Origin of the sequence: Amycolatopsis nalaikhensis (genome assembly GCF_030264295.1) — a bacterium.
Classification (GTDB): domain Bacteria; phylum Actinomycetota; class Actinomycetes; order Mycobacteriales; family Pseudonocardiaceae; genus Amycolatopsis; species Amycolatopsis nalaikhensis.
Map to the genome: position 1 here is coordinate 4,875,901 of NZ_CP127173.1, position 21,694 is coordinate 4,897,594.

Genomic DNA, 21,694 nt, shown 5'->3' on the forward strand with positions numbered 1-21,694 from the left:
CGACGCTAACCGCGGAAGGTGCGGCGGTAGGTGTCCGGGGGCACGCCGACCGCGCGGTTGAAGTGCCGCCGCAACGTCGTCGCCGTACCCATGCCGACCGACTCCGCGATCACCTCCACGCCCGCGTCCGTGGTCTCCAGCAGTTCCTGCGCGCGGCGGATCCGCTGGGTCAGCAGCCACCGCAACGGCGTCGTGCCCGTCACGGCCCGGAAGTGGCGGCCCAGGTGGCGGAGCTCAGGTTCGCCTGGCGGGCCAGGTCTTCCACCGTCAGCGGCTGGTCGAGGCGCGCGGTGATCCACGGCAGCAGCGCGGCCAGCGGGTGATCGTCGCGGGTCGGGACCGGCGTCGTCACGAACTGGGCCTGGCCGCCCGCGCGGTGCGGCGGCACCACCAGGCGGCGGGCCACCGCGTTGGCCGCCGACGGGCCGTGGTCCGTGCGGACCAGGTGCAGGCACAGGTCCATCGCGGCCGCCTTGCCCGCCGACGTCAGCACCCGGCCGTTGTCGACGTAGAGCACGTCCGGGTCCACCGCCACCCGCGGGTAGCGGGCGGCGAGGACGTCGGTGTGCGCCCAGTGCGTCGTCGCACGCAGGCCGTCGAGCAGGCCCGCCGCCGCCAGCACGAACGCGCCCGTGCACAGCGACGCCACCCGCGCACCCCGCGCGTGCGCCGCGCGGACGGCTTCGACCAGGTCGGCGGGCGGGTCCGCGTCGACGTCGGCCCAGCCCGGCACGAGCACCGTGTGGGCGTCGGCCAGGCGGTCGAGCCCGGCGTCCGGCTCCAGCAGGAACCGGCCGACCCGCACGGCTTCCCGTCCGCAGACGGCGAAGTCGTACCGCGGGTTCTCGCCGAACACCTCGGTGGCGATGGTCAGCTCGAACGAGAGCATCCCGTCCGTGGCGGCCAACGCGACTGCGTGCATGTCCGAAAGTGTACGCATCGCGTCGTTCCGGACACTGTCGCCGACGGTCGGGCGTCGCGAGGATTGCCCCATGACTTCGGTACTCGTTTACGGCGCCTACGGGCACACCGGCCGGTTCGTGGTGGCTGAGCTGCGCGAACGCGGTTTCACGCCGATCCTTTCCGGCCGCGACGCGGCGAAGCTGCCGGGCGGGCGGCCCGCGTCCGTCGACGACCCGGCGGCCCTCGACCGCGCGCTCGACGGCGTCGCGGCGGTGATCAACTGCGCGGGCCCGTTCGCCGCGACGGCCCTTCCGCTGGCCGAAGCCGCGATCCGCGCCGGGATCCCGTACGTCGACGTCGCCGCCGAGATCGAGGCCAACCTCGACACGCTCGCGCTCGACGCGGCCACCGCGGTGGTGCCCGCGATGGCGTTCTTCGGCGGCCTGGCCGACCTGCTGGCCACGACGGCGATGGGTGACTGGGCGGCGGCCGACGAAGTGCACGTCGCCTACGGACTCAGCGGCTGGCACCCGACGCCCGGAACGCTCGCCGCGGGCCGGGTGTCCCGTGACCGCCGCGGTGGCAAGCGCATCCGGTACGCGGGCGGGCGGCTGGAATACCGTGACGACGCCCTGCCGACGCTGGACTGGACGTTCCCCGAGCCGCTCGGCACGCGGCCCGTCCTCGGCGAGTTCTCGATGGCCGACATCGTGACGATCCCGAGTCACCTGAAGGTTTCCGACGTGACCAGCTACATGACCCTCGACGCGGCGAACGGCCTGGCGGCGGCCGCCGAGCGCGACGCGGCCGAGACGTTCGTGGTCGACGTCGTGGTCCGCGCCGGCGGGGAGGAACGCCGGATCGTCGCCCGCGGCGAAGACATCTACGCGGTCAGCGCGCCGCTCGCCGTCGAAGCCGTGGCGCGGCTCCTCAGTGGACGGACGAAGGCGACGGGCGTCGCGTCGGCGGGGGAGATGTTCGACGCGCCGGACTTCCTGCGCGCGCTGGCACCGCACGTCACGGTCGAGTTCAGCTGAGGTCGGCCTTGCGGTAGCCGCCCGGGGTGGTCGCGTACTCGCGGCGGAAGGCTTTGGCGAAGGCGAACGCCGAGCCGTAGCCGACGGCGGCGGCCACCTGCGCCAGCGGCCGGTCGGTCTCGCGCAGCAGCCGTGCGGCGGTCGTCAGGCGCCAGCGGGTGAGGTAGGTCAGCGGCGGTTCGCCGACCAGCGCCGTGAACCGGCGGGCGAACGCGGCCCTCGACAGCCCGGCCGCCGCGCCGAGCTGCTCGACCGTCCACGCCCGGGCCGGGTCGCCGTGGATGGCGGCCAGGGCTCGCGCGGTGACGGGGTCGGCGAGCGCGGCCGACCAGCCGGACGCCGTCTCGTTCAGCCAGGCGCGGAGCATGTACACGAGCAGGGCGTCCACCAGCGACGGTGCGACGACGGCGGCGCCGGGCGGGTGCGCCGCCAGCTCGTCGCCGAGGAGTCCGACCATCGCGTGCAGCCCGGCGTGGCGGCCCGGCGCCGCGGGCAGGTGCACGACTTCGGGCAGGTCGCGCAGGAGCGGGTGCGGCCGGTGCCGCCGCAGCCGGTACGCGCCGCAGACGATCGTCGCGCGGGCACCGGGACCGGGAAGCGAGACGCGGCCGAAGGGCGTCGCCGCCGACGGGCGCGTCGGCCGGAAGTCCACGAGGGACGCACCCGGCGCGGACACCACGGCGTGCGGGACACCGCGGCCGAGCAGGGCGACGTCACCCGCGCCGAGCTCGACCGGCGCGAAGCCGGGCTCGCCGGGCAGCGGCGTCAGCCAGGCCGTGCCGTCCAGCACGACGTGGAACGCGGCCCCGGTGGTGTGGTCGAACCGCAGGCCCCACGGCGCGTGCGCCTCGGTGTGGGCCGCGACCGGAGTCCCGGCGCGCAAGGCCGCCAGCACGTCGGCGAGCACGTCCATCGGCCCACCATAACGAGACGAACGGACAACACAACGCGCTTTTCAGCCATTCTCCGTCTCGCCATCGCTGCCTAACTTGAAGGCATGACTGTGTGGGTTGAAGGAGCGACGGGCAAGGCGGGCCGCCGCGTGGTGGACGCGCTGACGGCGGCGGGGGTGCCGGTGCGGGCCGCGAGCCGCCACCCCGGGCCGGCGCACGGCCCGGTGACGCCGGTGCGGTTCGACTGGACCGACGAGACGACGTGGGCCCCGGCACTGGGCGACGCGGAGGCGTTGTTCGTGAAAGGGCTGGACAGCGACGTCGACGCGGCGAAGGTCATCGCCCGGCTGATCGCCTCGGCGCCGTCCGCGCGCCGCGTGGTGCTGATGTCCGCGGCGGGCGTCGACCGGGCACCGGACCACGCGCCGCGGCGGGCGGTCGAGCTGGCGGTGCGGGACTCCGGCTTGCCGTGGACCGTCTTGCGGCCGAACTGGTTCCTGCAGAACTTCGGCGAGGACGAGTGGGTCTTCGCGAGGGCGTTGCGCGAGACGGGCGAGCTGTACGCGGGAAGCGGCGACAGCCGGGTGAGCTTCACGGACACCCGCGACCTCGCCGACGCGGCGGTCACGGTCCTCACGGAGAACGGCCACGACGGCCGCGGCTACACGATCACGGGACCGGAGGCGGTGACGTTCGGGGAGGTGGCCCGGGTGCTCGCGGAGGCATCGGGCCGCCCGATCCGCCACCGCGACGCGACCCCGGCGGAGCACCAGGCGCACTTCGCGAAGTCCGGCCGCCCCGACGCGTGGGTGGAGCACATGCTGGAGCTGTTCGAGCTGGTGCGGGCGGGGGTGAGCGCGCCGGTGTCGGACGACTTCCGGCGGCTCACGGGAAAGGCACCCCGCACGCTGGCGGCGTACGCGGAGGAGAGGTGGCGGAGCTGAACTCCCGGAAACTCGCTCGTGGGCCCGGAGAGACTCGAACTCTCACTGGCATGGACCTAAACCATGTGCCTCTGCCAATTGGGCTACGGGCCCCCGTACCCGGAAGCGTAGCGTGCGGCGTGGCCCGTGCGGCGGTGGCGGGGCGGTCGACTAAGTTGGGGCCCGGAAGTCCCATGCGGCGAGGAGGACACGTGGCCCGCGATCCCGAGACGATCGAGCGTGAGATCGAGCAGGCGAGGACCGCTTTGGCGGCGACGCTCGACCAGCTGACCGTCAAGGCCGACCCGAAGAAGCTCGCGGACGCGGCGAAGGACGGCGTGCGCGCCAAGCTGGACGACCCCAAGGTCAAGTACCCGCTGATCGGTGCGGGTGTGCTCGTGCTCGTCCTGCTGGTGCGCAAGCTGCTCAAGTAGGGCTCAGGCGCGGGCCTGCTCCGCCGCCTTCTCGGTGGCCGGTGCGGGCTCGGCCGCCTGCTTGCGGTCCTCGACCGCCTTGGGGAGCTGCTTGCTCGGCGGCAGCTGGGGCTTCTTGTCCGCCGCGGCCGGTTCCTTCTCCGCCGTCTGCTGCTTCGGCACGCTGCCGGGCGGCGGGACCTCGAGCGGCGGGAGCTTCGGGAGCGTCAGCCGGGCCGTCATGTAGGTGCTGGTGAACTCCAGCGCGCTGCCGTTGAGCAGGTGCACCACCGTGGCCTTGGCGTCGGCGCCGAGCTCCTCGACCAGCTGGTCGGCCCGGTCCCGCGCCGCGATGATGCCGGGTGCCCGCGCGGTCAGCTCCTTGCCGTTGCCGCTGACCGTGATCGCCCAGTCGGCGTCCTCTTGGACGTATGTCGCCGTGATCGTTTCCACCATCTGCCTCACGCCCCTCTCCTCCACCATGCTTTACACAACCGTGACGCGGCCACCGCATTCCCATGACGCGATAACCGCGCCCCCTCTCGGCTGCGAAAAGTCCAGCACACTTTCTACCGTGTCGCGGATACCGTAGAGCAACTCTGTGTCACAGGACACGACAGCGCTGAGTAATGACCGAATGGCCTAATGCACTTGCAAGCTACCGTGCACGGTGCTGGAGGCCGCTCCACAGCACGTCCATGGCGTATTCGGTGGCCTGCTCGGGGCTCACTCCGTCGTGCCGTTCGCACCAGATCGCGAGGCGTTCGCAGGCGCCGACCACGAATTCCGCGGCCGCTTCGACCCTCAGCTCGTCGCCGCTGTCGAAGTAGCCGCTCATCAGCGCGGCGATCAGGTCGGTCTGCTGGCGGCGGGTCTCCTCGACCTCGTCCGCGGCCGGCGTGCCGATCAGGGCCATCTCGTGCCGCAGCAGGGACCATGCCTGGCGCCGCTCGCGGATGAAGACGAAGAACGCCAGCAGGCCGCGGCGCAGGGCGTCCTCGGCGGTGGCCGCGCCGACCGTCGCCTGCTCGGTGACCTCGCGCAGCACCGCCCGCGACTGCCGGATGCAGGCCAGCAGCAGGCCCTCCTTCGAGTTGAAGTACTCGTAGAGCATCGGCTTCGAGACGCCGACGAGCTCGGCGATCTCGTCCATGGACGCCGCCGCGTAGCCGCGGGCCGCGAAGACCTCTTCGGCGACCTCGATCATCTGTCGTTCGCGCTCGGCCCGGGGCATGCGCTTGCGCTTCGCGGTGGTCACGGGCAACACTCTACCGCTAGTAACCTACTCCAAGTAAGCTGGACGACGAGTAACAGGAAACGGGAGGCGTGATGGGCGAGGAGACCGGGGTCGTCATCGTCGGGACCGGGTTCTCCGGTCTGGGCATGGCGATCCAGCTGCGCAAGGAGGGCCGCGAGGACTTCGTCATCCTCGAAAAGGCGCACGACGTCGGCGGCACCTGGCGGGACAACAGCTACCCCGGGTGCGCCTGCGACATCCCGTCGCACATGTACTCGTTCTCCTTCGAGCAGAACCCGGGCTGGTCGCGGGCCTACTCGCCGCAGCCGGAGATCTGGCGGTACATGCGCGAGGTCGCCGACAAGTACGAGCTGCGCCGGTTCATCCGCTTCGGCCAGGAGATGACCGGCGCCCGCTGGGACGCCGACGAGAACCGCTGGCACGTCGCCACCAAGGGCGGCGACGAGTTCGTCGGGCACGCCCTCGTCGCCGGGGTCGGCGCGCTGCACCTGCCGATGATCCCCGAGCTGCCCGGCATCGAGAACTTCGACGGCCCCGCGTTCCACTCCGCGCAATGGCGCCACGACGTCGACCTCAAGGGCAAGAAGGTCGCCGTCATCGGCACCGGCGCCAGCGCCGTCCAGTTCGTCCCGAAGATCGCCCCGGACGTCGAAGAGCTGACCCTGTTCCAGCGGACGCCGCCGTGGATCATGCCCAAGGCCGACCACGAGATGTCCGGGCGCACCCGCGCGCTGTTCAAGGCGTTCCCGCCGGCCCAGCGCGCCTACCGGAACCTGCTCTACTGGATGCTCGAAGCCCGCGCGATCGGCTTCAACGGCCAGTCGTGGGTGATGAAGCTCGGGCAGCGGATCGCCCAGCGCAACATCGACCGCGCGATCAAGGACCCGCGGCTGCGGCGCAAGGTCACCCCGGACTACACCATGGGCTGCAAGCGCGTGCTCATCTCGAACGACTACTACCCGGCGCTGGCGCGGGACAACGTCGACGTCGTCACCGACGGCGTGCGCGAGGTCCGCGAGCACAGCGTCGTCGACGCGGCCGGCGTCGAGCACGAGGTCGACGCGATCATCTACGGCACCGGCTTCCACGTCACCGACGCCTTCGACGACCTGGAGATCGTCGGCCGCGACGGGCGCAACCTCGGCAAGGAGTGGGCGACCGAGGGGATGCGGACGCACCTCGGCATCACCGTCGCCGGGTTCCCGAACCTGTTCTTCCTGCTCGGGCCCAACACCGGCCTCGGGCACAACTCCGTCGTGTTCATGATCGAGGCCCAGATCTCCTACGTCGCCGAGGCGCTGCGGCTGGCCCGCGGGAAGGCCATCGAGCCGAAGCCCGAGGTGCAGGAGCGGTTCAACACCCAGATCCAGCGCAAGCTGGCCAAGGGCATCTGGACGCGCGGGGGCTGCAAGAGCTGGTACCTGGACGCGAAGGGCGTCAACCGGACGATCTGGCCCGGCTTCACCTGGCGCTACTGGCTGGACACGCGCAAGGTGCGGCGCGAGGACTTCCTGGTCGGCTGAGGTCGTGAGTGTTTAGGGCGGTTAGAACCGCCCTAAACACTCACGACCGCGGGATCAGCGGGAGGCGTAGCGGCGGAGGCGGGCGATCAGGTCCACGGTCGGCAGCTCGCACAGCTCGGCCATGCGCTCCAGGGCGGGCAGGTCGAGCGCGACCTCGCCGGCCCCGTGGTCGCCCGCCTGGCGCAGGCGGTCCTCGGCCCAGCGGCGCAGCGGCAGCAGCTCGGGCGAGGCGTCGGCGACGACCTTCCGCAGGTCGACCCGGACCCGCCCGGGCTCGTCGACGAACACCCGGCGGTGCACCTTGGCCAGCAGGTCCTGGGGAGCTCGTCCATCGCGACGCACAGCTCGACCAGGCGCACCACGGAACACTGTCTGGTGCCCAGTTCGTAGGTGGCCAGCGTCTGCAGCGAAATCTCGCTCTGCAGGTGCTGGTTCAGTTCCTTGCGCGTCCATCCTCGGCTGCGCCGGAGCTTGCGGAGCTCGTCCCCGAGTATCCGCTGATAGTCCTCAGCGTCGATCAGCACATCAATGTCCCCTGCCGTGCTCTCCCGCGGCACCGCCCGGGTGGTGACATTCCCGTGCAGGTGCACCCTCACGTGTATGTAAGTGCGGAGGAGCCCGGCCCTTACGCGGATTCGGGCATGTCTTTGATACCGATTGCGCGAGTTAGGCCGAACGGGTTAACAGAGGCGGTGCGAACTGCGTCAATTGACGCAAGGAACGCCCTCGGCGGTGATCGGCTTCTCGTCGTCGGCGACCGGCGGCGGGGCCGGGGCCTGCGACGTCGTGCCCGCGGCCGCACCCGCGCCGGAGCCCGCGTTCGAGGCCGTGCCCTCGTAGTCGGCGCCGAGGAAGACCATCACGTGCCCGGCCTGGACGCTCTTGTCCTCTTGGATCGTCGGCGAGCCGCCGAGCGCGTCCGCGACGGCCTGGCCGGCGTCCTTGCCGCCCTTCGGCACCCAGATCACCGTGGTCTTGCGCGAGGTCGCGTTCGCCGTCTCGCCCGGCGTGAAGCCCTTGCCTTCGAGGTTCTTGGCGACGCTCGCGGCCAGCCCGGTGCGGCCCGAGGCGTTGCGGACGTCGACCGTGGTCGCCTTGTTCGCGCTGTCTGCCTGCTGGGCGGGCGGGGCCGTCTGGCCCGGCTGCGGCCCGGCGAGACCCTGCACGAACTGCTTCACCTCGGCCGGGTCGACCTGGATGGCGACGCCGTCCTCGGGCGTGCGGTACTCGACGTTCTTCACCGGGATGGTGCGGAACTCGAGCTGGCCGCCGGTCAGGCCCTTCATCTGCTGGGCGAACCCGAAGATGTCCCAATTCTGGTTGAGCACGACCGACTTCTTGATCGCGTCGATCAGGTCGTTGAGCTTCGACGGGTTGGTCAGGGTGCCCGCCGAGAGCACCTTGCGGGCCATGCCCGCCATGAACACCTGCTGCCGGACGACCCGGTCGAGGTCGCCGTTGGGCAGGCCGTGGCGCTGGCGGACGAACTCGAGCGCCTCGACGCCGGAGATCGTGTGCTGGCCCTTGGTGAAGTTCGCGCCGGAGTACTGGTCCTTGACGTTGTTGTTCAGGCAGACGTCGACGCCGCCGATGGCCTTGGTGATGTCGCTGAAGCCGAGCAGGTTGACCGCGGCGTAGTTGTCGATGGTCGACCCGGTGAGCTTCTCGACGGTCTGGATCAGCTCCTTCGCCCCGGCCTGGTTGGCCTTGACGTCGAGCTCCTTCGGGTCGGTGACGCCCTGCTTCTGCAGGTCCTTGCGGGCCGCCAGCATCGCGCGGGCGTACGCCGAGTTGATCTTGTGCTTGCCGTAGCCGCCGGGGATGTCGACGTAGGTGTCGCGGGGCAGCGAGATCGCGACGGCCTTGCTGCCGTCGTTCGGGATGTGCACGAAGATCAGGGAGTCGGTGTTGAGCTCGCCGTCGGCCTCGCCGGCGCGCAGCTCGTCGAGCACCTCGCGCGGCAGCGGGTTGCCCTGGGCGTCGGTGCGGCTGTCCAGGCCGACCAGCAGGATGTCGCGGGCGCCGTCGGCGGGCTTGTCGCCACCGCCGTCGTCGCTGATCACGTTCGCGTAGTTCAGCCCGTTGACGAGGCCCTGCATGGCCGCCCACGCGTACCCGGTCAGGCCCATCACCAGCAGCGACACGACCGCCAGGGCGATCTTCGCGCCGCGGAAGGAGTTGCGGCGGGCCCGCGGGGCCGGGCGCGGCTGGGGGCGGCGGGGCGGCGGGCTGCCGCGGCGCGCGTCCGCCGGCTCCCGGCGAGGAGCCGGGCGGCGCGGGGGCGGGGTGCCGCGCCGGGCGTCGTCCCGCCCTGGCTCGTCCTGCCAGGGGCGGGCGGGGCGGCGGCCGCCTTGCCCGTTCCGAGGCGGGTGATCCACGCGGGTGACTCCTCACTGCTTCGATCGGTGGTCCTGGGGTTGGGACGCATGGTGCCGTCCCCGGGTTGCCGTAGCGTTACACATCCCCCTCCGGATGTGGCGCGCACCACCCAGTTTCCCGCAGGTTCGCCGGTTACGCCTGGTCAGGGCGTCGCATTCGCCGGACGTCCGCGCGGCAGGAGCGTGCCGGCGGCGGCGAGCAGCGCGAACGCGGCCGTCACGGCGTGGAGCGTGACACCCAGCAGGCCGGGCCGGCCGCCGTCGGCGGCGAACAGCAGCGAGGGCGCGCACGCGAGCGCGGTGGCGAGCCAGGTGCCGGTCGCGGCGCCCGCCCCGAGCCGGATCGTGTGCAGCAGGAACACCCCGAGCAGCAGGTGCACCAGGCTCTGGATCGGGTCGAGCCGCAGGCCGAGCAGGTCGGCGTCGGCCGCCACCCCGCCGAAACGGGTCAGCGCGAAGCCGAACACACCGAGCGTCGCGTAGCCGATGCCCAGCCCCGCCGCGGCGCGCGTGAGGAACACCGCTCGGCGGCCGGGCAGCTCGGCCGCGCGGGGCCGCGTCGCGTGGTGGCTGTGCCGCTCGAACCACCAGAACACCAGGGTCGCGGGCACCGCGAGCAGCCCGACGGCGACCAGCGTCCGCGGCTGGATCAGCCAGCTGAGCCCGTCGGCGATCCGGCCGGGCAGGTAGACGACGGCGACCAGCAGCAGCATCGCGGCGAGGAACGCCAGGTAGAGGCTCATCGGCGCGCGCAGGACGAACCGGCAGGCGACGGCGACGGTGCGCCGGTCGCCGAGCCGTCCGAGCGGCCGGGCGAGGAGCCCGAGCAGGCCCAGCTGGGCCAGGCCGAGCAGCAGCACGCCCCACGGCGGGGCGGAGAACGCCGCCGGGGCGCCCGGGCTGCCGAGCAGGACGGGTGGCCCATCGCGCAGGACACTCGCCACGGCGAGGCCCGCGACGCCGATCGCGACCGCGAAGCCGAGTAGACGTCGTGACGCGCGTACGCCGTCCGCGTGCGCGAAGGCGAGTTGCTGCGCGAGGAGCGCGAGAGCGAACGTCGCGGCGTAGCGGGGCAACGGCGAGCCGGACCAGCTCGCGGTCGCTTCCCCGGCGACGACCAGCGCGAGCAGCCCGGCCGCCGCGAGCACCGGCGCCCGGCGGTGCAGGGCCAGCAGCGCGGGCGCGCAGACGATCGTCAGCAGGTAGACGCCGAGCAGCCAGAGCGGGTGCAGCGCGATGCGCATGACCGTGGCCGTCGTGCCCGCCGGGATGCCGAGCAGCTCGAGCGCGAGCGGCGTCAGCAGGGCGACGACGGCGAAGATCAGTGCCGGGCGCAGCAGCGGGCTCGAGCGTTCGGCGAGGTAGTGACGGTAGCCGCCGCCCGCGTCCTGTTCGGCGCGCCAGCCCGCCGCGTTGAGGTGGCCGCCGGCGAAGAAGATCAGCGGGGTGAGCTGGGCGAGCCAGGTGAGCGGCCACAGCGCCGGTTCGGGAGCGCCCGCCCAGTGCGCGAGCGCCGTCACGGACTCGCCGAGCAGCAGGAGGACGACGCCGCCGGCACCGAGCAGCGCCCACCGGCTGACCTCGGTGGCGACGGCGGCGGGCGCGGGCACCCGCGGTTCGCGGCGGGCACGCAGCCAGCCGCGCAACCGGAACACGAGCAGGCAGGCGATCACGAGCACGCCGGCGACCATCGGGCCGATCGGGTCGCCGACGGGCGGGCCCCACCGCTGGTGCCACGAGTTGACGACGAGCCCGGCCGAGTAGAGCGACGCGACGATCCGGCAGGTGAACGCCGAGTTCATCGGGTTGAGGTCGCAGGCGTGGTGCATGTCGGTGGACAGCCGGTGGTCGAGGGCGGCGCGGACCTCGGGGCCGAGCGGGTGGCCCTTGCGGTCGGCGTAGCGCAGGAGGTCGTAGCCGAGGTCGTGGGACTTGCACGGGACGGCGTAGTCCCACTTCGTGTTGTCGTCGCCCCACGGGGTGGAGCAGCCGCCGTCGACGTGGACGGCGCGGACGGTGCCGTCGCGGGCGGGCAGCGCGCCGGGGGTGACGCCGCTGAGCGCGGTGAAGTCCTTCGGCAGCCGGGCGAGGGCGTCGGGGTGCGGGCCCGGGTGGACGAGAGCGTCGACGGCGTTCTGCGCGGCGAGGACGTCGCCGGTGGGCGGGCCCTGGTCCGGCGGGGCGGGCGGGCGCGAGGCGATGAGGCCGAAGGCGAAGACGACCAGCAGGACGAGCAGCAGCCAGCCGGACGTCGACCAGGGTCGGCGGAGACGGGGCGGCGCGGTCGGGGCTGGCATGGTCCCAGGGTGCCAGCCCGGTCACGGCGGCGACATGGGGACAACCCCCGGGGTTCACCGGCGCTTTCCCCTAGGCTGCCCGGTCGGCTGCCCGTTCTTACGTTCCGCCGGAGTGCCGAGCCGACGAGAATGGCGGGAGGGGGCACGGCGACCAGGAGGGCGTGCGGTGGGCGCGACCGATCCCGGCGGGCGGGTGCCCGTGGAGAACACGGCCCAAGCCCTCCGGCGGCTGGCCCCTGGTGCGGGGTTGCGCACTCCGCGCGACCCGAACCTGCGGGCGTTGGCGAAGGCGTTGCGTTCGTGTTCCCCGGCGGAGCTGGCGCGGGTGCACCCGGAGCCGGTGGCCCGGGTGGTGCTGGCCGATCAGCTGAGAGCGCTCGACCGGGCGATGACGGGGTTGTTCGGGCCGGAGACGCGGTGTCCCGAGGCGGCTCGGCTGGTGCGGGCGGCGAGGTACAGCCGGACTTGGCGGACCGGGGTCGCGGGGGAGCTACTCGGGCGGCTGCGGGCGGAGCCGGGGTTGCGGGCTGCCGCTTTGGGGTGGGCTGAGGTTGCCGGGTGTCGGATCTTGGCTGGGGAGCTGCGGGGTGTGCCGGTGGTGCCGGGTGAGGAGGACGGGCGGCGGGCGGCGGAGCTGGCGGTGGCGGCGGTGTTGCCACGGCCGGAGCTGGACGTTGCTGCGGGCGGCGGGGCTGGGAGTGATGGCGGGCAAGGAGCTGGACGGACGCTTGGCGAGACCGGGTTCGGCCCGCCAGTCCACCACCCTGCGCCGAGCGGTCATCCCGGGCCGACCAACGACTTCCTGCCCGGCGGTCCACCCACCCCGACCAGTGGCTTCCTCGACGTCAGCGCCATCCACCTCGGCGAGCGCGGCTTCCGCGTCGACGTCAACGCCGATCCGCCCGTCGACCTCGTCCACGACGGCCACGACCTCACCCTGCGCGCCCTCTGGTGGAACGGGCTCGGCCGGGTGACCGACGACCTCGGCCACGAATACCTCATCCTCGCCAAGGACCGCGCCGGGACCGGGGTCGTCCGGCACTGGTGCCACCCGCGGCCCGCTCCCGGGGCCCGCGTCCTGCGCCTCGAGTCCGCCGGTTACCGCGGGGAACGGCTGCGGCTGGCTCCCGCCGCGCCCGGGACCTGCGCCGATGTGCTCGTCAAGCTCGAACTCACGGTGCGGCTGGGGGCGTGACCGGCCCGTCGGGCGCGAAGCACACCTGGTCGCGGCCGTTCTCCTTCGCCAGGTACACCGCCGCGTCCGCGGACTGCAGCAAGCTGTCCAACGTCGCTCCGTGACGCGGGTGGCGGGCCACGCCGATGGACGTCGTGCGGTCGGCGATCGTCGCCGGGTCGCCACGTTTGTCCGTTGTCACGATATGCAACTTCGCAATCGCAACACGTATGCGTTCGGCCGCGTCCCAGGTGGCCTCTTCGTCGATGTCCGGGAGCAGAATGAGGAATTCCTCACCCCCGAAACGGCCGACCAAGTCACTCGGTCTCGTCACTTCGTCCAGCGTTTGCGCAACCGTGCGGAGCACGTCGTCGCCCGCCGGATGTCCATAGGTGTCGTTAATCCACTTGAAGTGGTCGAGATCGACCATCAGGAGCGCCAGCTGATCACCCGATCGAGCGGTCCTCTCCAGTGCGCGCTCCGCCGACTCCGACCACCCGCGCATGTTGAGAATGCCGGTTTTCGGGTCCGTCCGGACGTCGTTCTGGAGCTGATCGAGTTCGGCGAGGCGATTGAAGACGACGGTCGCGACCGCCATCACGACGACCATCGGCGGCACGACGGCGAGCAGGATCGCGGTCACCGCGCCGAGGCCGATGGTCACCGCTTCCAACAGGTTGTCGGCCGGGCTGCCCAGTACGTTACGCAAGGTCGGCTCGGACGAAAGCCCGAGCGCCAGTGCGCCGCCGACGTAGAGGATCTGGATCGCTTCGTAGACCACGCCGGTGAGCACGATCGTGCCCGCCTCCTGCCAGAAACCGCCCCAGCCGGACTGGCCGAGCAGGTGCGGCCCGAGCGCCACGTACGTGAGGTGCGCGACCGCGCCCGCCAGCCCGTGCGTGATCGACGAGAAAATGAAGTTGTGCGCCGGCCGCCGCGCGATGAACCAGTGCTGGAGGCGGATCAGGAATACGACGAGCAGTGTCAACGGCACCGGCAGGATCAATGCCGCGGAAAACGTCCAGACGGCCGTGAGGTCGATCAGGACCTTTTTGGTCCGGTTGCGCCGGCGCTCTTCCTGACGCTGCGTCAGCTGAATGTGGACCGTCGCCCCGGCGGCGAGAATTCCGAAATTGATCCAGTCGCGTCCGCCCGGCACCAGGGAATGGAAGAAGGAAACGGCGAGCACCGCGACGGCGACGACCTCGAGGCCGAGCATGAACGCGATCAGCGCCGGCGGACGGCGCCAGAGCGCCCAGTTGCGGGGCCGATACGGATGGTCGCGCCCGGCCGGGCCGCCCGCCGGGTCGGCGTGCTCGTTCACCGGCGTGCCCGGGGCCGCCGCCCGTGCGCGCCGGGCGGTCGCCCCGCCGTCGGCGGACGGGTCGTCGTCTGGTCCCGGATGCAATTGGTCACCTCCTTTCCAGCCTAGCCCCGCACTTGAGTAATCTCATCGGTACCTGCCAGAGTGTTGACGCATTCCGCGGCCGGGTATCATCCTTCAGCAACAGAACACCCCGAAGTGCCGGGAACGCGGCTCAATCGCTTGTTCCTGCTTCCCAAGATGGAGGTGGATCAGTGCGTAACCGTGACGCCTGAGTCGACCGCGAATTGCTCGCCGTCCCCAGCTGAATGTCATTCATGATCTTGCCTGTACGGAGAGGTGGCGACCGATGGCCAACCGTGACGGCTGAAAACTCGCCCGGCATATCCCTTCATGACAACCCCGGCTCCGGTTCCACCCTGCCGACCCGGTGCCACGACAGCGCCACCGGGACCGCCAGCAGCAGTCCCACCGCCCCGGCGAGGGCGATGGTCGCGTCCGCTGAACCCAGCCACTGCGCGACCAAGCCGCCGATGCCGACGCCCACACCCTGGGCGACCCGCAGCCCCGTCCGGTACAACCCGCCGGCGCTGCCCCGGATGTCGTTGGGCACCCACGTGATGAACGTGGCCGACACCGTGATGACGTACGCACCCGTCGCGCCGGCCAGTGCGAGCAGGACCAGCGCGACCGCCAGGTTCGGCCGGAACGCGAACACCGCGAGCGCGGCCAGCGGCAGTGCGGCCAGCACGCCGAGCAGCTTGCGGCGGTGCTCGGTCGAGACGAACCGCGACAGCAGGAACGTCCCGACGACGAAGCCGAGCGGGTCGGCGGCCAGGAGCCAGCCGACCGCCTGGTCACCGGCGCCCAGCTGCGCGGCGAGCGGCGCGGCGAGGCCCTCCGGGATCACCGCGAGGCCGACGAGCCACGACAGGTAGAGCAGCACCCGCAGCCGTTCGTCGCCGAAAACCTGCCGGACGGCGCCGAACCACGGGGCGCCGCCGTTGCCCGCGGCCGGGCGCCGCAGCACCATCAGCCGCACGGCTACCGCCGCGACCAGGAACGTCAGCGCGTCGATCCCCAGCGCCCACGACGTCCCGATGGTGGTCACCAGCAGGCCGCCGACGGCCAGCCCGGCCAGCATCGCGGTGTTGTTCGTGATCCCGCGCAGGTCCTGGCTCTGCAGGTAGACGTCGTCGTCGGCGAAGATCTCGCGGCCGAGCGCGTTCTGCGCCGCGTTGCACGGCGCGTTCGCCAGCCGCGCGAAGACGAACAGCACGAACAGCCAGCCCATCGGCATGCCGGGCACGGCCATCAGGCCGATCAGCACGGCCTGGGCGAGCGAGCCGGCGGCCAGCACCGCGCGCCGGGGGTACCGGTCGGCGAGCTGGGAGAGCCCGAGCCCGCCGGCCAGCGCGGGCAGGAACGTCAGCGAGTAGACGACGGCCGAGAGCAGCGGCGACCCGGTCCGGTCGAAGATCAGGATGGCCAGCGCGACGATGGTCAGCTGGTCGCCGAGCATCGACTGCGTCTCGGCGAACCACAGCGCGCGGAACTCGCGGTTGGCCAGGACGGCCCGGAGCCGCGGTGTCGCGCGCGTCGCCACCTCGTAACCACCGTCCCCCGATCGAGTGAACATGGACCGTCCGCATTGTGCCTCGTCAGTGACGGCCCCGTCCGGGGGAGTCACCACAGCCCCGCCCGGAAAGCACTAACAGTATGCCGCCGACTACGCCCCGGTGTCCTCGGAACGGCCGAGCCGCTCGCGCTTGAGAGCCGATCGGATGACCGCCGCCACGGTGCCGTCCGTTCGCCGTGACCGGCGCGCGGGTACCTCCGGACTGATCGAACCGGACTCGCTCGGCGCAGGGCGGCGGCCGCTCGTCGTCGAGGCGATGCCCCGTTGGGCCGGATGGGCCAAGACTGGTTGCAGAGCCGGCCGGGGTGGCGGAGCGCGCCGACGGCGCCGCAGAGCGGGGAGTGACGATGGACGGGTTGATGCAGGGCAAGGCGGTCGTGGTGACCGGCGCCGGCCGCGGGCTGGGCGAGGCCTTCGCGGTGCACGTCGCGCGCGCCGGCGGGTCGGTGGTCGTCAACGACATCGACGTCGAGCTGGCCGAGCGGACGGCGGCGAACATCGTGGCGCACGGCGGCCGCGCCGTCGCCAGCGGGCACAGCGTCGCCGAGGCCGGCGAAGCGCAGGAGATCGTCGACCTCTGCGTCAAGGAGTTCGGCGGCATCGACGGGCTGGTGAACAACGCCGGGCTGAACTACGAGGCGCTGCCCTGGGAGGACGACGCCGAGCAGGCCCGCGAGCTCGTCCAGGTCAACGTCATGGGCGTGGTGAACACCGGGCTCGCCGCGATCAAGGCGATGGTCGGCGCGGGCACCGGCGGCTCGATCGTCAACATCTCCTCGGGCGCCTCGCTCGGGCAGCGCAAGCTCGGCGTGTACGCGGCGAGCAAGGGCGCGGTCGCGTCGCTGACCTACTCGTGGGCGCTCGACCTCGAGGAGGCCGGGATCCGGGTCAACGCCGTCTGCCCGCTCGCGCACACGCGGATGGTGTGGAAGTCCGAACGCTCGCTGCGCGCGTGCCCGCCGGACCGCACGCCGTCCCGGATCGCGCCGGTCGTGCTGTTCCTGCTCGGTGAGGGCTCGCACGGCATCACCGGCCAGATGATCCGGTGCAACGGCCCGCAGCTGCACGTCATGGGCCAGCCGTTCCTCAAGCAGCCGATCCTCGAGCGCCCGGTCTGGGACACCGAGACCGTGCAGAAGGCGTTCGACGAGGTCTTCTCCGCCCACCTGGAGAACTACGGCCTGGAGAAGCGCGTGCCGCCGCGGCTGCGCAAGTGGACGGAGACGACCTCGCCCCGCACGGCCTGACCCGGTCGTGAGTGTTTAGGGCGGTTAGTACTCCAGCTGTAGTTCGTGATCGGGTGCTGGGTTTTCGTGTCGTCGCTGGTAGTGGCTTTGCCGGGCGTGATGTTGGTGTCGTCGGCGCCAGGTGGACCAGGCCAGGATGTCGGCGACGCGGCGGGCTGGCTTGAGGATGAGCTGGGCGTAGAGGTGCCTGATCTCGTTGCGTGTCAACGGGATCAGGCCCTCATGCGGTTTTGTGTGGCGGGCATGGGCGGCGGCGATGGCGAGGAAGGCGTGGGCCAGCATGACCAGCGTGGTCCAGCGATACCAGGAGGTCCAGGTGCGGACCTGGTGCTCGTCCAGGCCGGTGAGTTCTTTGCCGGTCTGGAAGGTTTCCTCGATCGTCCAGCGACGCCCGGCAACGCGGGCGAGCTTGGCCAGCGAGACGCGGCGGGGGCTGTAACAGCGGTAGAACGCAGTCTCCCCGGTGCGCCGGTTGCGGCGCATCAGGATCCAGTGATAACCGGTGGTGCCCGCGGGGTGCAGCCGGATGCGGGCCCACAGGTAGTAGCGCCGGCCTTTCGCGCCCGCTCCGGCGGAGAGCTTCTGCCAGGCCCGTTTCGGCAGCGCGGCCGCCCGCTCATCAGCTCGCACGCTCTGCCTGCCGGGCCCGGGAATGCGATGGTCGCAGGCCACGGCCAGCACATAGGCCTGTCCGCGTTGTTCGAGCGGATCACGCAGGCCGGCAGCGTCTTTGCCGTAAGCCTCGTCCCCGGTCACCCACCCCACCCGCACGCCCGCGTCCAGCGCCCGGGTGATCATGGCCAACGCGAGCCGGGATTTCGTGGTGAACCGGGTCCCGGCGGGCACTCCGGCCCGGTCCCGGCGCCGGGGGTCCTCGGCCCAGCTTTCAGGCAGGTAGAGCTGCACGGTCGATGAACGTATGCCCGGCCGGGGTGGAATACGTCAGGAACACCGACATCTGCGAGTTCTCGATCCGGCCCGCCGTGCCCGTATACTGCCGCTGGACTCCGACCGACTCGGTGCCCTTCTTCAGGTCGCCGGTCTCGTCGATGACCAGCATCGCATCCTGATCACCCAGCTGCTCGACCACGACCTCGCGCAGGTCGTCACGAACCCCGTCCACGTCCCAGCTCGCGCGCGAGAGCAGGTTCTGCATCCCATGCGGGGTCGTGTCCCCGACAGCCTCGGCGATGGTCCAGCAGTTCACCCGAACCAGCCCGGCCAGCAGCCCCTGCACGAACCGCCCCGCGCGGCGACGCGACTCCACCCGCGCGAACCGGTGCCCCACCCGCACGAACATCTCACCCAGCAGCGACTGCCACCCCGCAGGGTCTACGCTGGCAGCCGCGGCCACCACATGATCTTGAGTTGTCTTCACAAACACCATGATCACGTGGTGGCCGCACCCATCTCACCGGCCCCCTCCAGCAAGATCACGAACTACAGCTGGAGTATTAGAACCGCCCTAAACACTCACGACAGGCCGCGTGCTTAGGAACCGGCGGCGGGCTCCGGGTCGCGGGTAGCCGCGTACAGCGCCTCGATGTCGGCCGAGTAGCGGTCGTTGATGATCCGGCGCTTGAGCTTGAGCGTCGGGGTCAGCTCGCCGGACTCGGGCGTCCACGCCTTCGGCAGCACGTGGTAGCGCTTGATCTGCTCGATCCGGGCCAGCCTGCTGTTGGCCGACTCGACCGCGCGCTCCAGCTCGGCCCGGACCGCCGGGTGGGATGCCAGTTCCTCCGGCGACGCCGTGACGCCGTTCGCCGCGGCCCAGCCGGGGGCGATCTCGTCGTCGAGGACGATCAGCGCCGTCACGTACGGCCGGTCGTCGCCGATCGCGACCGCCTGGCCGATCAGCGGGTGCTCCTTGAGCAGGCCCTCGATCCGCGTCGGCGCGATGTTCTTGCCGCTCGAGGTGATGATCAGTTCCTTCTTGCGGTCGGTGATCGTCACGAAGCCGTCTTCGTCGATCGTGCCGATGTCGCCCGTGGCATACCAGCCGTCGGCGTCGGTGGCGTCCTTGATCGTCCCGTCCTCCTGCAGGTAGCCGAGGAACACGATCGGGCCGCGCACGAGCAGCTCGCCGTCTTCGGCGACCTTCACCTCGACGCCGTCGAGCGGCTTGCCGACGGTGCCCGCGCGGAACGCCTCGCCGGAGTTCGACGTCGCCGCGCCGGTGGTCTCGGACAGGCCCCAGACCTCGCAGATCTCGACGCCGAGCCCGGCCAGGAAGTAGATGATCTCCACCGGCAGCGCGGCCGCGCCGCTGGAGGCGACGAGCAGCTTGTCCAAGCCGAGCAGCGCGCGCACCGGGGCGAGCGCGGCTTCGTCGGTCTGCCGGATCTTCTCGGCCAGCTCGGCGGGCACCGGCTGCCCGGCACTGCGCAGCTTGTAGCCCTGCTGCAGCAGTTCGTTCGCCTGCAGCAACGCCGTGCGCTTGTCCTCGGGAACGCTGCCGAGCATGTTCTTCAGTCCGGCGACCATCTTCTCCCACACGCGCGGGACGCCGAAGAAGCTCTGCGGGTGCACCTTGCCGAGCGCGCCGGCCACCGCCGTCGGGTCGGCGAGGGTGTGGACGTGGCCCGCCCACACGATCGGCAGGTAGATCGACAGCTCCCGCTCGGCGATGTGCGCGAGCGGCAGGTACGCGATGTTCGTCGCGTGCATCGGCGGGTGGTGCAGCTCGGTGACCGCGTACGCCTGGTGGATCGCGTTGCGGTGCGACAGCACGACACCCTTGGGGTCGCCGGTCGTGCCGGAGGTGTAGATCATCGACAGCGGGTCGTCCGGCTTGATCTCCCGCCACGACCGCTCGAACGCGTCGGGGTCGGCAGCAAGCGCTTCCCGGCCGCGGGCTCGCAGCGCCGAAAGAGAGAGGTAGCGGTCGTCGCCGTCCGGGATCGCGGTCTCGTCCATGACGACGATGTGGCGCAACGCCGGGAGGTCGTCGAGCACCGGCCGCCAGCGCGCCAGCTCGTTCTCGCCGCCGAGCACCACGACCGGCGCGGCGCTGTGCCGTGCGACGAACCGGATCTGGTCCGGGCTGAGCGTCGCGTAGGCGGTGCACGGGATCGCGGACAGGTGCGTCGCGGCGAGGTCGGCGATGATGTGGTCGGGGCAGCCGGGCGCCATGATCAGCATGCGGTCGCCCTTGGCGAGCCCGAGCCCGGCGAGCCCGCGGGAGACCTCCGCGATGGCGGTCCGGAACTCCAGCCAGGTGAGCGTCGGCTGGCCCTCGAGGTCGAGCGACGTGATCGCCGGGAGGTCGGGGTATTCGACCGCGTTGCGGTGCAGCAGCCGCGGGATCGTCTGGCCTTCGGTCTGCTCGGCGACGGTGGTCAACGCTGGCCTCCTCAGCTCCGGATGGCCACACTGTAGGGGCTCCCGGCCGAGGTGGATAGAGAATCGCGGCCACGTCGGACGTCCCCCTCACCCCGCCCCGCGCGGTCAGGTTCCCACGACCGTCCACAGTGCACACGGGCGTCGCGGCGCGAACCGCGCTTCAATGGAAGGCACCACGGACTCCAGGGGGAAGCGATGACGCGGTCGGCTCGTGAGCTGCTCGAAGAGATCCAGGACGAACTCGCGCCGCGCGACGGCGACAACCGGCTCGTCCCGTCGATCACCGCGGGCCGGGCCCCGCGCGCGGTGTTCGCCGCGCTCGCCGCCGAGGAGAAGTTGATCACCCTGAGCGACTGGCGGAGCTTCCACGCGCTCGCCGCCCGGGCCGACGAGCCGAACGCGCGCACGTTCTTCGGCGGTCTCGCGCCCGGGGAGCAGCAGGCGAACGGGATGCTCGACGCGCTGATCGAAGCCGCGGGCCCGGACCGCGGCGAGGAACGGCCGCGCGCGGGCTGCCAGGCCTACCCCGCCTACGTCGCGTGGCTCGCCCTGAACGGCGAATCGTCGGCGACCGCGGCGGGGATCTTCGCGAACTTCGCCGCCTTCGGCCGGTACTGCAAGGACGTCGCCGCCGGCATGCGCGAGCACTACGGGTTCGCCGACGACGCCTGCGCGTTCTTCGACTTCTTCGCGGCGGACGTCCCGGAGATTGAAGAACAAGCACTCGCGGCCGTCCAAGCGGGACTCGACGCGCGTCGGCTCGACTTCCGCGACGCGCACCTCTACGCACGGTTGTTCCAGAGTTACGAACTGCAGTTCTGGAACACCCTCGCCGACGAGTTCCCGGGCTGACCGCGCCGCGGAACCGGTACCGGGCCGCGCCCGGTGGTCGAGACCACCGCGTTCGCGGAATGGGCGGAATTCCGCGCAGCGTTCCGGGGAATCCGTGGCCCGGCTGGGGAATTCCGCGCAATTCCGCCTTGGCGGCGCCGGAAGTCCCGGACGAAGGGGACGTGCGCGGACCCTGCGGCGAACCCGTGATGTTTCTCACCGAACGATTCGCCGCGTTCGTACGTAGCGGCTCCGGAGCGGACCCGGGCGCGGACGGCGCGTACTCACAGCGTGCACCGGTGGCGCGGAACGGAAGTCGTGCTGGGACGAACGTCACGACTTTCGGTGGTGGACTTTCCAAGCGCAGGCAGCAAGTGTGGAGGGGTCACCGTTCCAAGATCACGTTCTCGCCACGGACTTGACGCGCCCTGAGCGGCTGCATACCGTCGTCGCGGGCGAAGCAGACCACGGTGATGTTGATCCGGCTGGTCGGAATCCGGGTGTCCATGACC

The 21,694-nt window shown here is 71.5% G+C and carries 15 protein-coding genes, 1 tRNA gene and 3 pseudogenes; 7 read left to right on the forward strand and 12 right to left on the reverse strand.

Annotated elements, in window-relative coordinates; translation table 11 throughout:
- Positions 1-5: 5 nt before the first annotated feature.
- Positions 6-922, reverse strand: a pseudogene (locus QP939_RS24155) (helix-turn-helix domain-containing protein).
- A gap of 70 nt (positions 923-992) precedes the next feature.
- Here QP939_RS24155 and QP939_RS24160 point away from each other — a divergent pair.
- Positions 993-1,940, forward strand: a complete 948-nt coding sequence (locus QP939_RS24160; protein ID WP_285459091.1) for a saccharopine dehydrogenase NADP-binding domain-containing protein — start codon at positions 993-995, stop codon at positions 1,938-1,940.
- Here the strand turns inward: QP939_RS24160 and QP939_RS24165 are convergent.
- Positions 1,933-2,853: an AraC family transcriptional regulator gene (locus QP939_RS24165; RefSeq protein ID WP_285459092.1), complete on the reverse strand. Its 921-nt coding sequence runs from the start codon at positions 2,851-2,853 to the stop codon at positions 1,933-1,935. The genes QP939_RS24160 and QP939_RS24165 overlap by 8 nt on opposite strands.
- 84 nt (positions 2,854-2,937) lie before the next feature.
- On the opposite strand from QP939_RS24165, the gene QP939_RS24170 reads away from it, so the two are divergent.
- A complete protein-coding gene (locus QP939_RS24170) occupies positions 2,938-3,777 on the forward strand; it encodes an NAD(P)H-binding protein (protein ID WP_285459093.1) in 840 nt (279 codons plus the stop codon).
- 19 nt (positions 3,778-3,796) lie between these two features.
- On the opposite strand, the gene QP939_RS24175 is transcribed toward QP939_RS24170, so the two are convergent.
- A tRNA-Leu gene (locus QP939_RS24175) sits at positions 3,797-3,870 on the reverse strand.
- 98 nt (positions 3,871-3,968) lie between these two features.
- Between QP939_RS24175 and QP939_RS24180 the strand changes: the two genes are divergently transcribed.
- Entirely contained in the window at positions 3,969-4,190 is a 222-nt protein-coding gene (locus QP939_RS24180) for a DUF3618 domain-containing protein (protein ID WP_285459094.1), read from the forward strand.
- 3 nt (positions 4,191-4,193) lie between these two features.
- On the opposite strand, the gene QP939_RS24185 is transcribed toward QP939_RS24180, so the two are convergent.
- Positions 4,194-4,625: a hypothetical protein gene (locus QP939_RS24185; protein WP_285459830.1), complete on the reverse strand. Its 432-nt coding sequence runs from the start codon at positions 4,623-4,625 to the stop codon at positions 4,194-4,196.
- Positions 4,626-4,827: 202 nt separating this feature from the next.
- Entirely contained in the window at positions 4,828-5,427 is a 600-nt protein-coding gene (locus QP939_RS24190) for a TetR/AcrR family transcriptional regulator (protein ID WP_285459095.1), read from the reverse strand.
- A gap of 71 nt (positions 5,428-5,498) precedes the next feature.
- On the opposite strand from QP939_RS24190, the gene QP939_RS24195 reads away from it, so the two are divergent.
- Complete coding sequence (locus tag QP939_RS24195; protein ID WP_285459096.1) at positions 5,499-6,950, forward strand: flavin-containing monooxygenase; 1,452 nt, start codon at positions 5,499-5,501, stop codon at positions 6,948-6,950.
- A 54-nt stretch (positions 6,951-7,004) separates the two neighbouring features.
- Here QP939_RS24195 and QP939_RS24200 read toward each other — a convergent pair.
- The 3 genes and pseudogenes from QP939_RS24200 to QP939_RS24210 all read right to left on the reverse strand — a co-directional run bounded on the left by QP939_RS24200 (position 7,005) and on the right by QP939_RS24210 (position 11,625).
- Positions 7,005-7,474, reverse strand: a pseudogene (locus QP939_RS24200) (helix-turn-helix transcriptional regulator).
- A gap of 180 nt (positions 7,475-7,654) precedes the next feature.
- Positions 7,655-9,328 carry an LCP family protein gene (locus QP939_RS24205; RefSeq protein WP_285459097.1) on the reverse strand — a complete coding sequence of 558 codons (1,674 nt, stop codon included), beginning with the start codon at positions 9,326-9,328 and terminating at the stop codon, positions 7,655-7,657.
- A 143-nt stretch (positions 9,329-9,471) separates the two neighbouring features.
- Positions 9,472-11,625, reverse strand: a complete 2,154-nt coding sequence (locus QP939_RS24210; protein ID WP_285459098.1) for a phospholipase A2 — start codon at positions 11,623-11,625, stop codon at positions 9,472-9,474.
- A 166-nt stretch (positions 11,626-11,791) separates the two neighbouring features.
- Here QP939_RS24210 and QP939_RS24215 point away from each other — a divergent pair, with 166 nt between their 5' ends.
- Positions 11,792-12,820, forward strand: a complete 1,029-nt coding sequence (locus QP939_RS24215) for a hypothetical protein (protein ID WP_285459099.1) — start codon at positions 11,792-11,794, stop codon at positions 12,818-12,820.
- Here the strand turns inward: QP939_RS24215 and QP939_RS24220 are convergent.
- Positions 12,798-14,207 carry a GGDEF domain-containing protein gene (locus tag QP939_RS24220; RefSeq protein ID WP_414641640.1) on the reverse strand — a complete coding sequence of 470 codons (1,410 nt, stop codon included), beginning with the start codon at positions 14,205-14,207 and terminating at the stop codon, positions 12,798-12,800. The genes QP939_RS24215 and QP939_RS24220 overlap by 23 nt on opposite strands.
- A 307-nt stretch (positions 14,208-14,514) precedes the next feature.
- On the reverse strand, positions 14,515-15,762 hold the full coding sequence (locus QP939_RS24225) for an MFS transporter (protein WP_285459100.1): 1,248 nt from the start codon (positions 15,760-15,762) through the stop codon (positions 14,515-14,517).
- Between the two features lie 347 nt (positions 15,763-16,109).
- On the opposite strand from QP939_RS24225, the gene QP939_RS24230 reads away from it, so the two are divergent.
- Positions 16,110-17,009, forward strand: a complete 900-nt coding sequence (locus QP939_RS24230) for an SDR family NAD(P)-dependent oxidoreductase (protein ID WP_285459101.1) — start codon at positions 16,110-16,112, stop codon at positions 17,007-17,009.
- Positions 17,010-17,033: 24 nt separating this feature from the next.
- Here QP939_RS24230 and QP939_RS24235 read toward each other — a convergent pair.
- Together QP939_RS24235 and QP939_RS24240 are read right to left on the reverse strand one after the other, a co-directional pair.
- A pseudogene (locus tag QP939_RS24235) lies at positions 17,034-18,309 on the reverse strand (IS701 family transposase).
- Positions 18,310-18,500: 191 nt separating this feature from the next.
- The gene (locus QP939_RS24240) at positions 18,501-20,351 is read right to left on the reverse strand and encodes an AMP-dependent synthetase/ligase (RefSeq protein ID WP_285459102.1); all 1,851 of its coding nucleotides are present in this window, start codon (positions 20,349-20,351) and stop codon (positions 18,501-18,503) included.
- 195 nt (positions 20,352-20,546) lie between these two features.
- Here QP939_RS24240 and QP939_RS24245 point away from each other — a divergent pair, with 195 nt between their 5' ends.
- The gene (locus tag QP939_RS24245) at positions 20,547-21,203 is read left to right on the forward strand and encodes a transcriptional regulator (RefSeq protein ID WP_285459103.1); all 657 of its coding nucleotides are present in this window, start codon (positions 20,547-20,549) and stop codon (positions 21,201-21,203) included.
- Positions 21,204-21,694: the final 491 nt, after the last annotated feature.

Coding starts and splice junctions, on each gene's coding strand:
- QP939_RS24160 (WP_285459091.1), top strand. CDS start 993: ATGACTTCGGTACTCGTTTACGGCGCCTACGGGCACACCGGCCGGTTC.
- QP939_RS24165 (WP_285459092.1), bottom strand. CDS start 2,853: ATGGACGTGCTCGCCGACGTGCTGGCGGCCTTGCGCGCCGGGACTCCG.
- QP939_RS24170 (WP_285459093.1), top strand. CDS start 2,938: ATGACTGTGTGGGTTGAAGGAGCGACGGGCAAGGCGGGCCGCCGCGTG.
- QP939_RS24185 (WP_285459830.1), bottom strand. CDS start 4,625: ATGGTGGAAACGATCACGGCGACATACGTCCAAGAGGACGCCGACTGG.
- QP939_RS24195 (WP_285459096.1), top strand. CDS start 5,499: ATGGGCGAGGAGACCGGGGTCGTCATCGTCGGGACCGGGTTCTCCGGT.
- QP939_RS24210 (WP_285459098.1), bottom strand. CDS start 11,625: ATGCCAGCCCCGACCGCGCCGCCCCGTCTCCGCCGACCCTGGTCGACG.
- QP939_RS24225 (WP_285459100.1), bottom strand. CDS start 15,762: ATGTTCACTCGATCGGGGGACGGTGGTTACGAGGTGGCGACGCGCGCG.
- QP939_RS24230 (WP_285459101.1), top strand. CDS start 16,110: ATGGACGGGTTGATGCAGGGCAAGGCGGTCGTGGTGACCGGCGCCGGC.
- QP939_RS24245 (WP_285459103.1), top strand. CDS start 20,547: ATGACGCGGTCGGCTCGTGAGCTGCTCGAAGAGATCCAGGACGAACTC.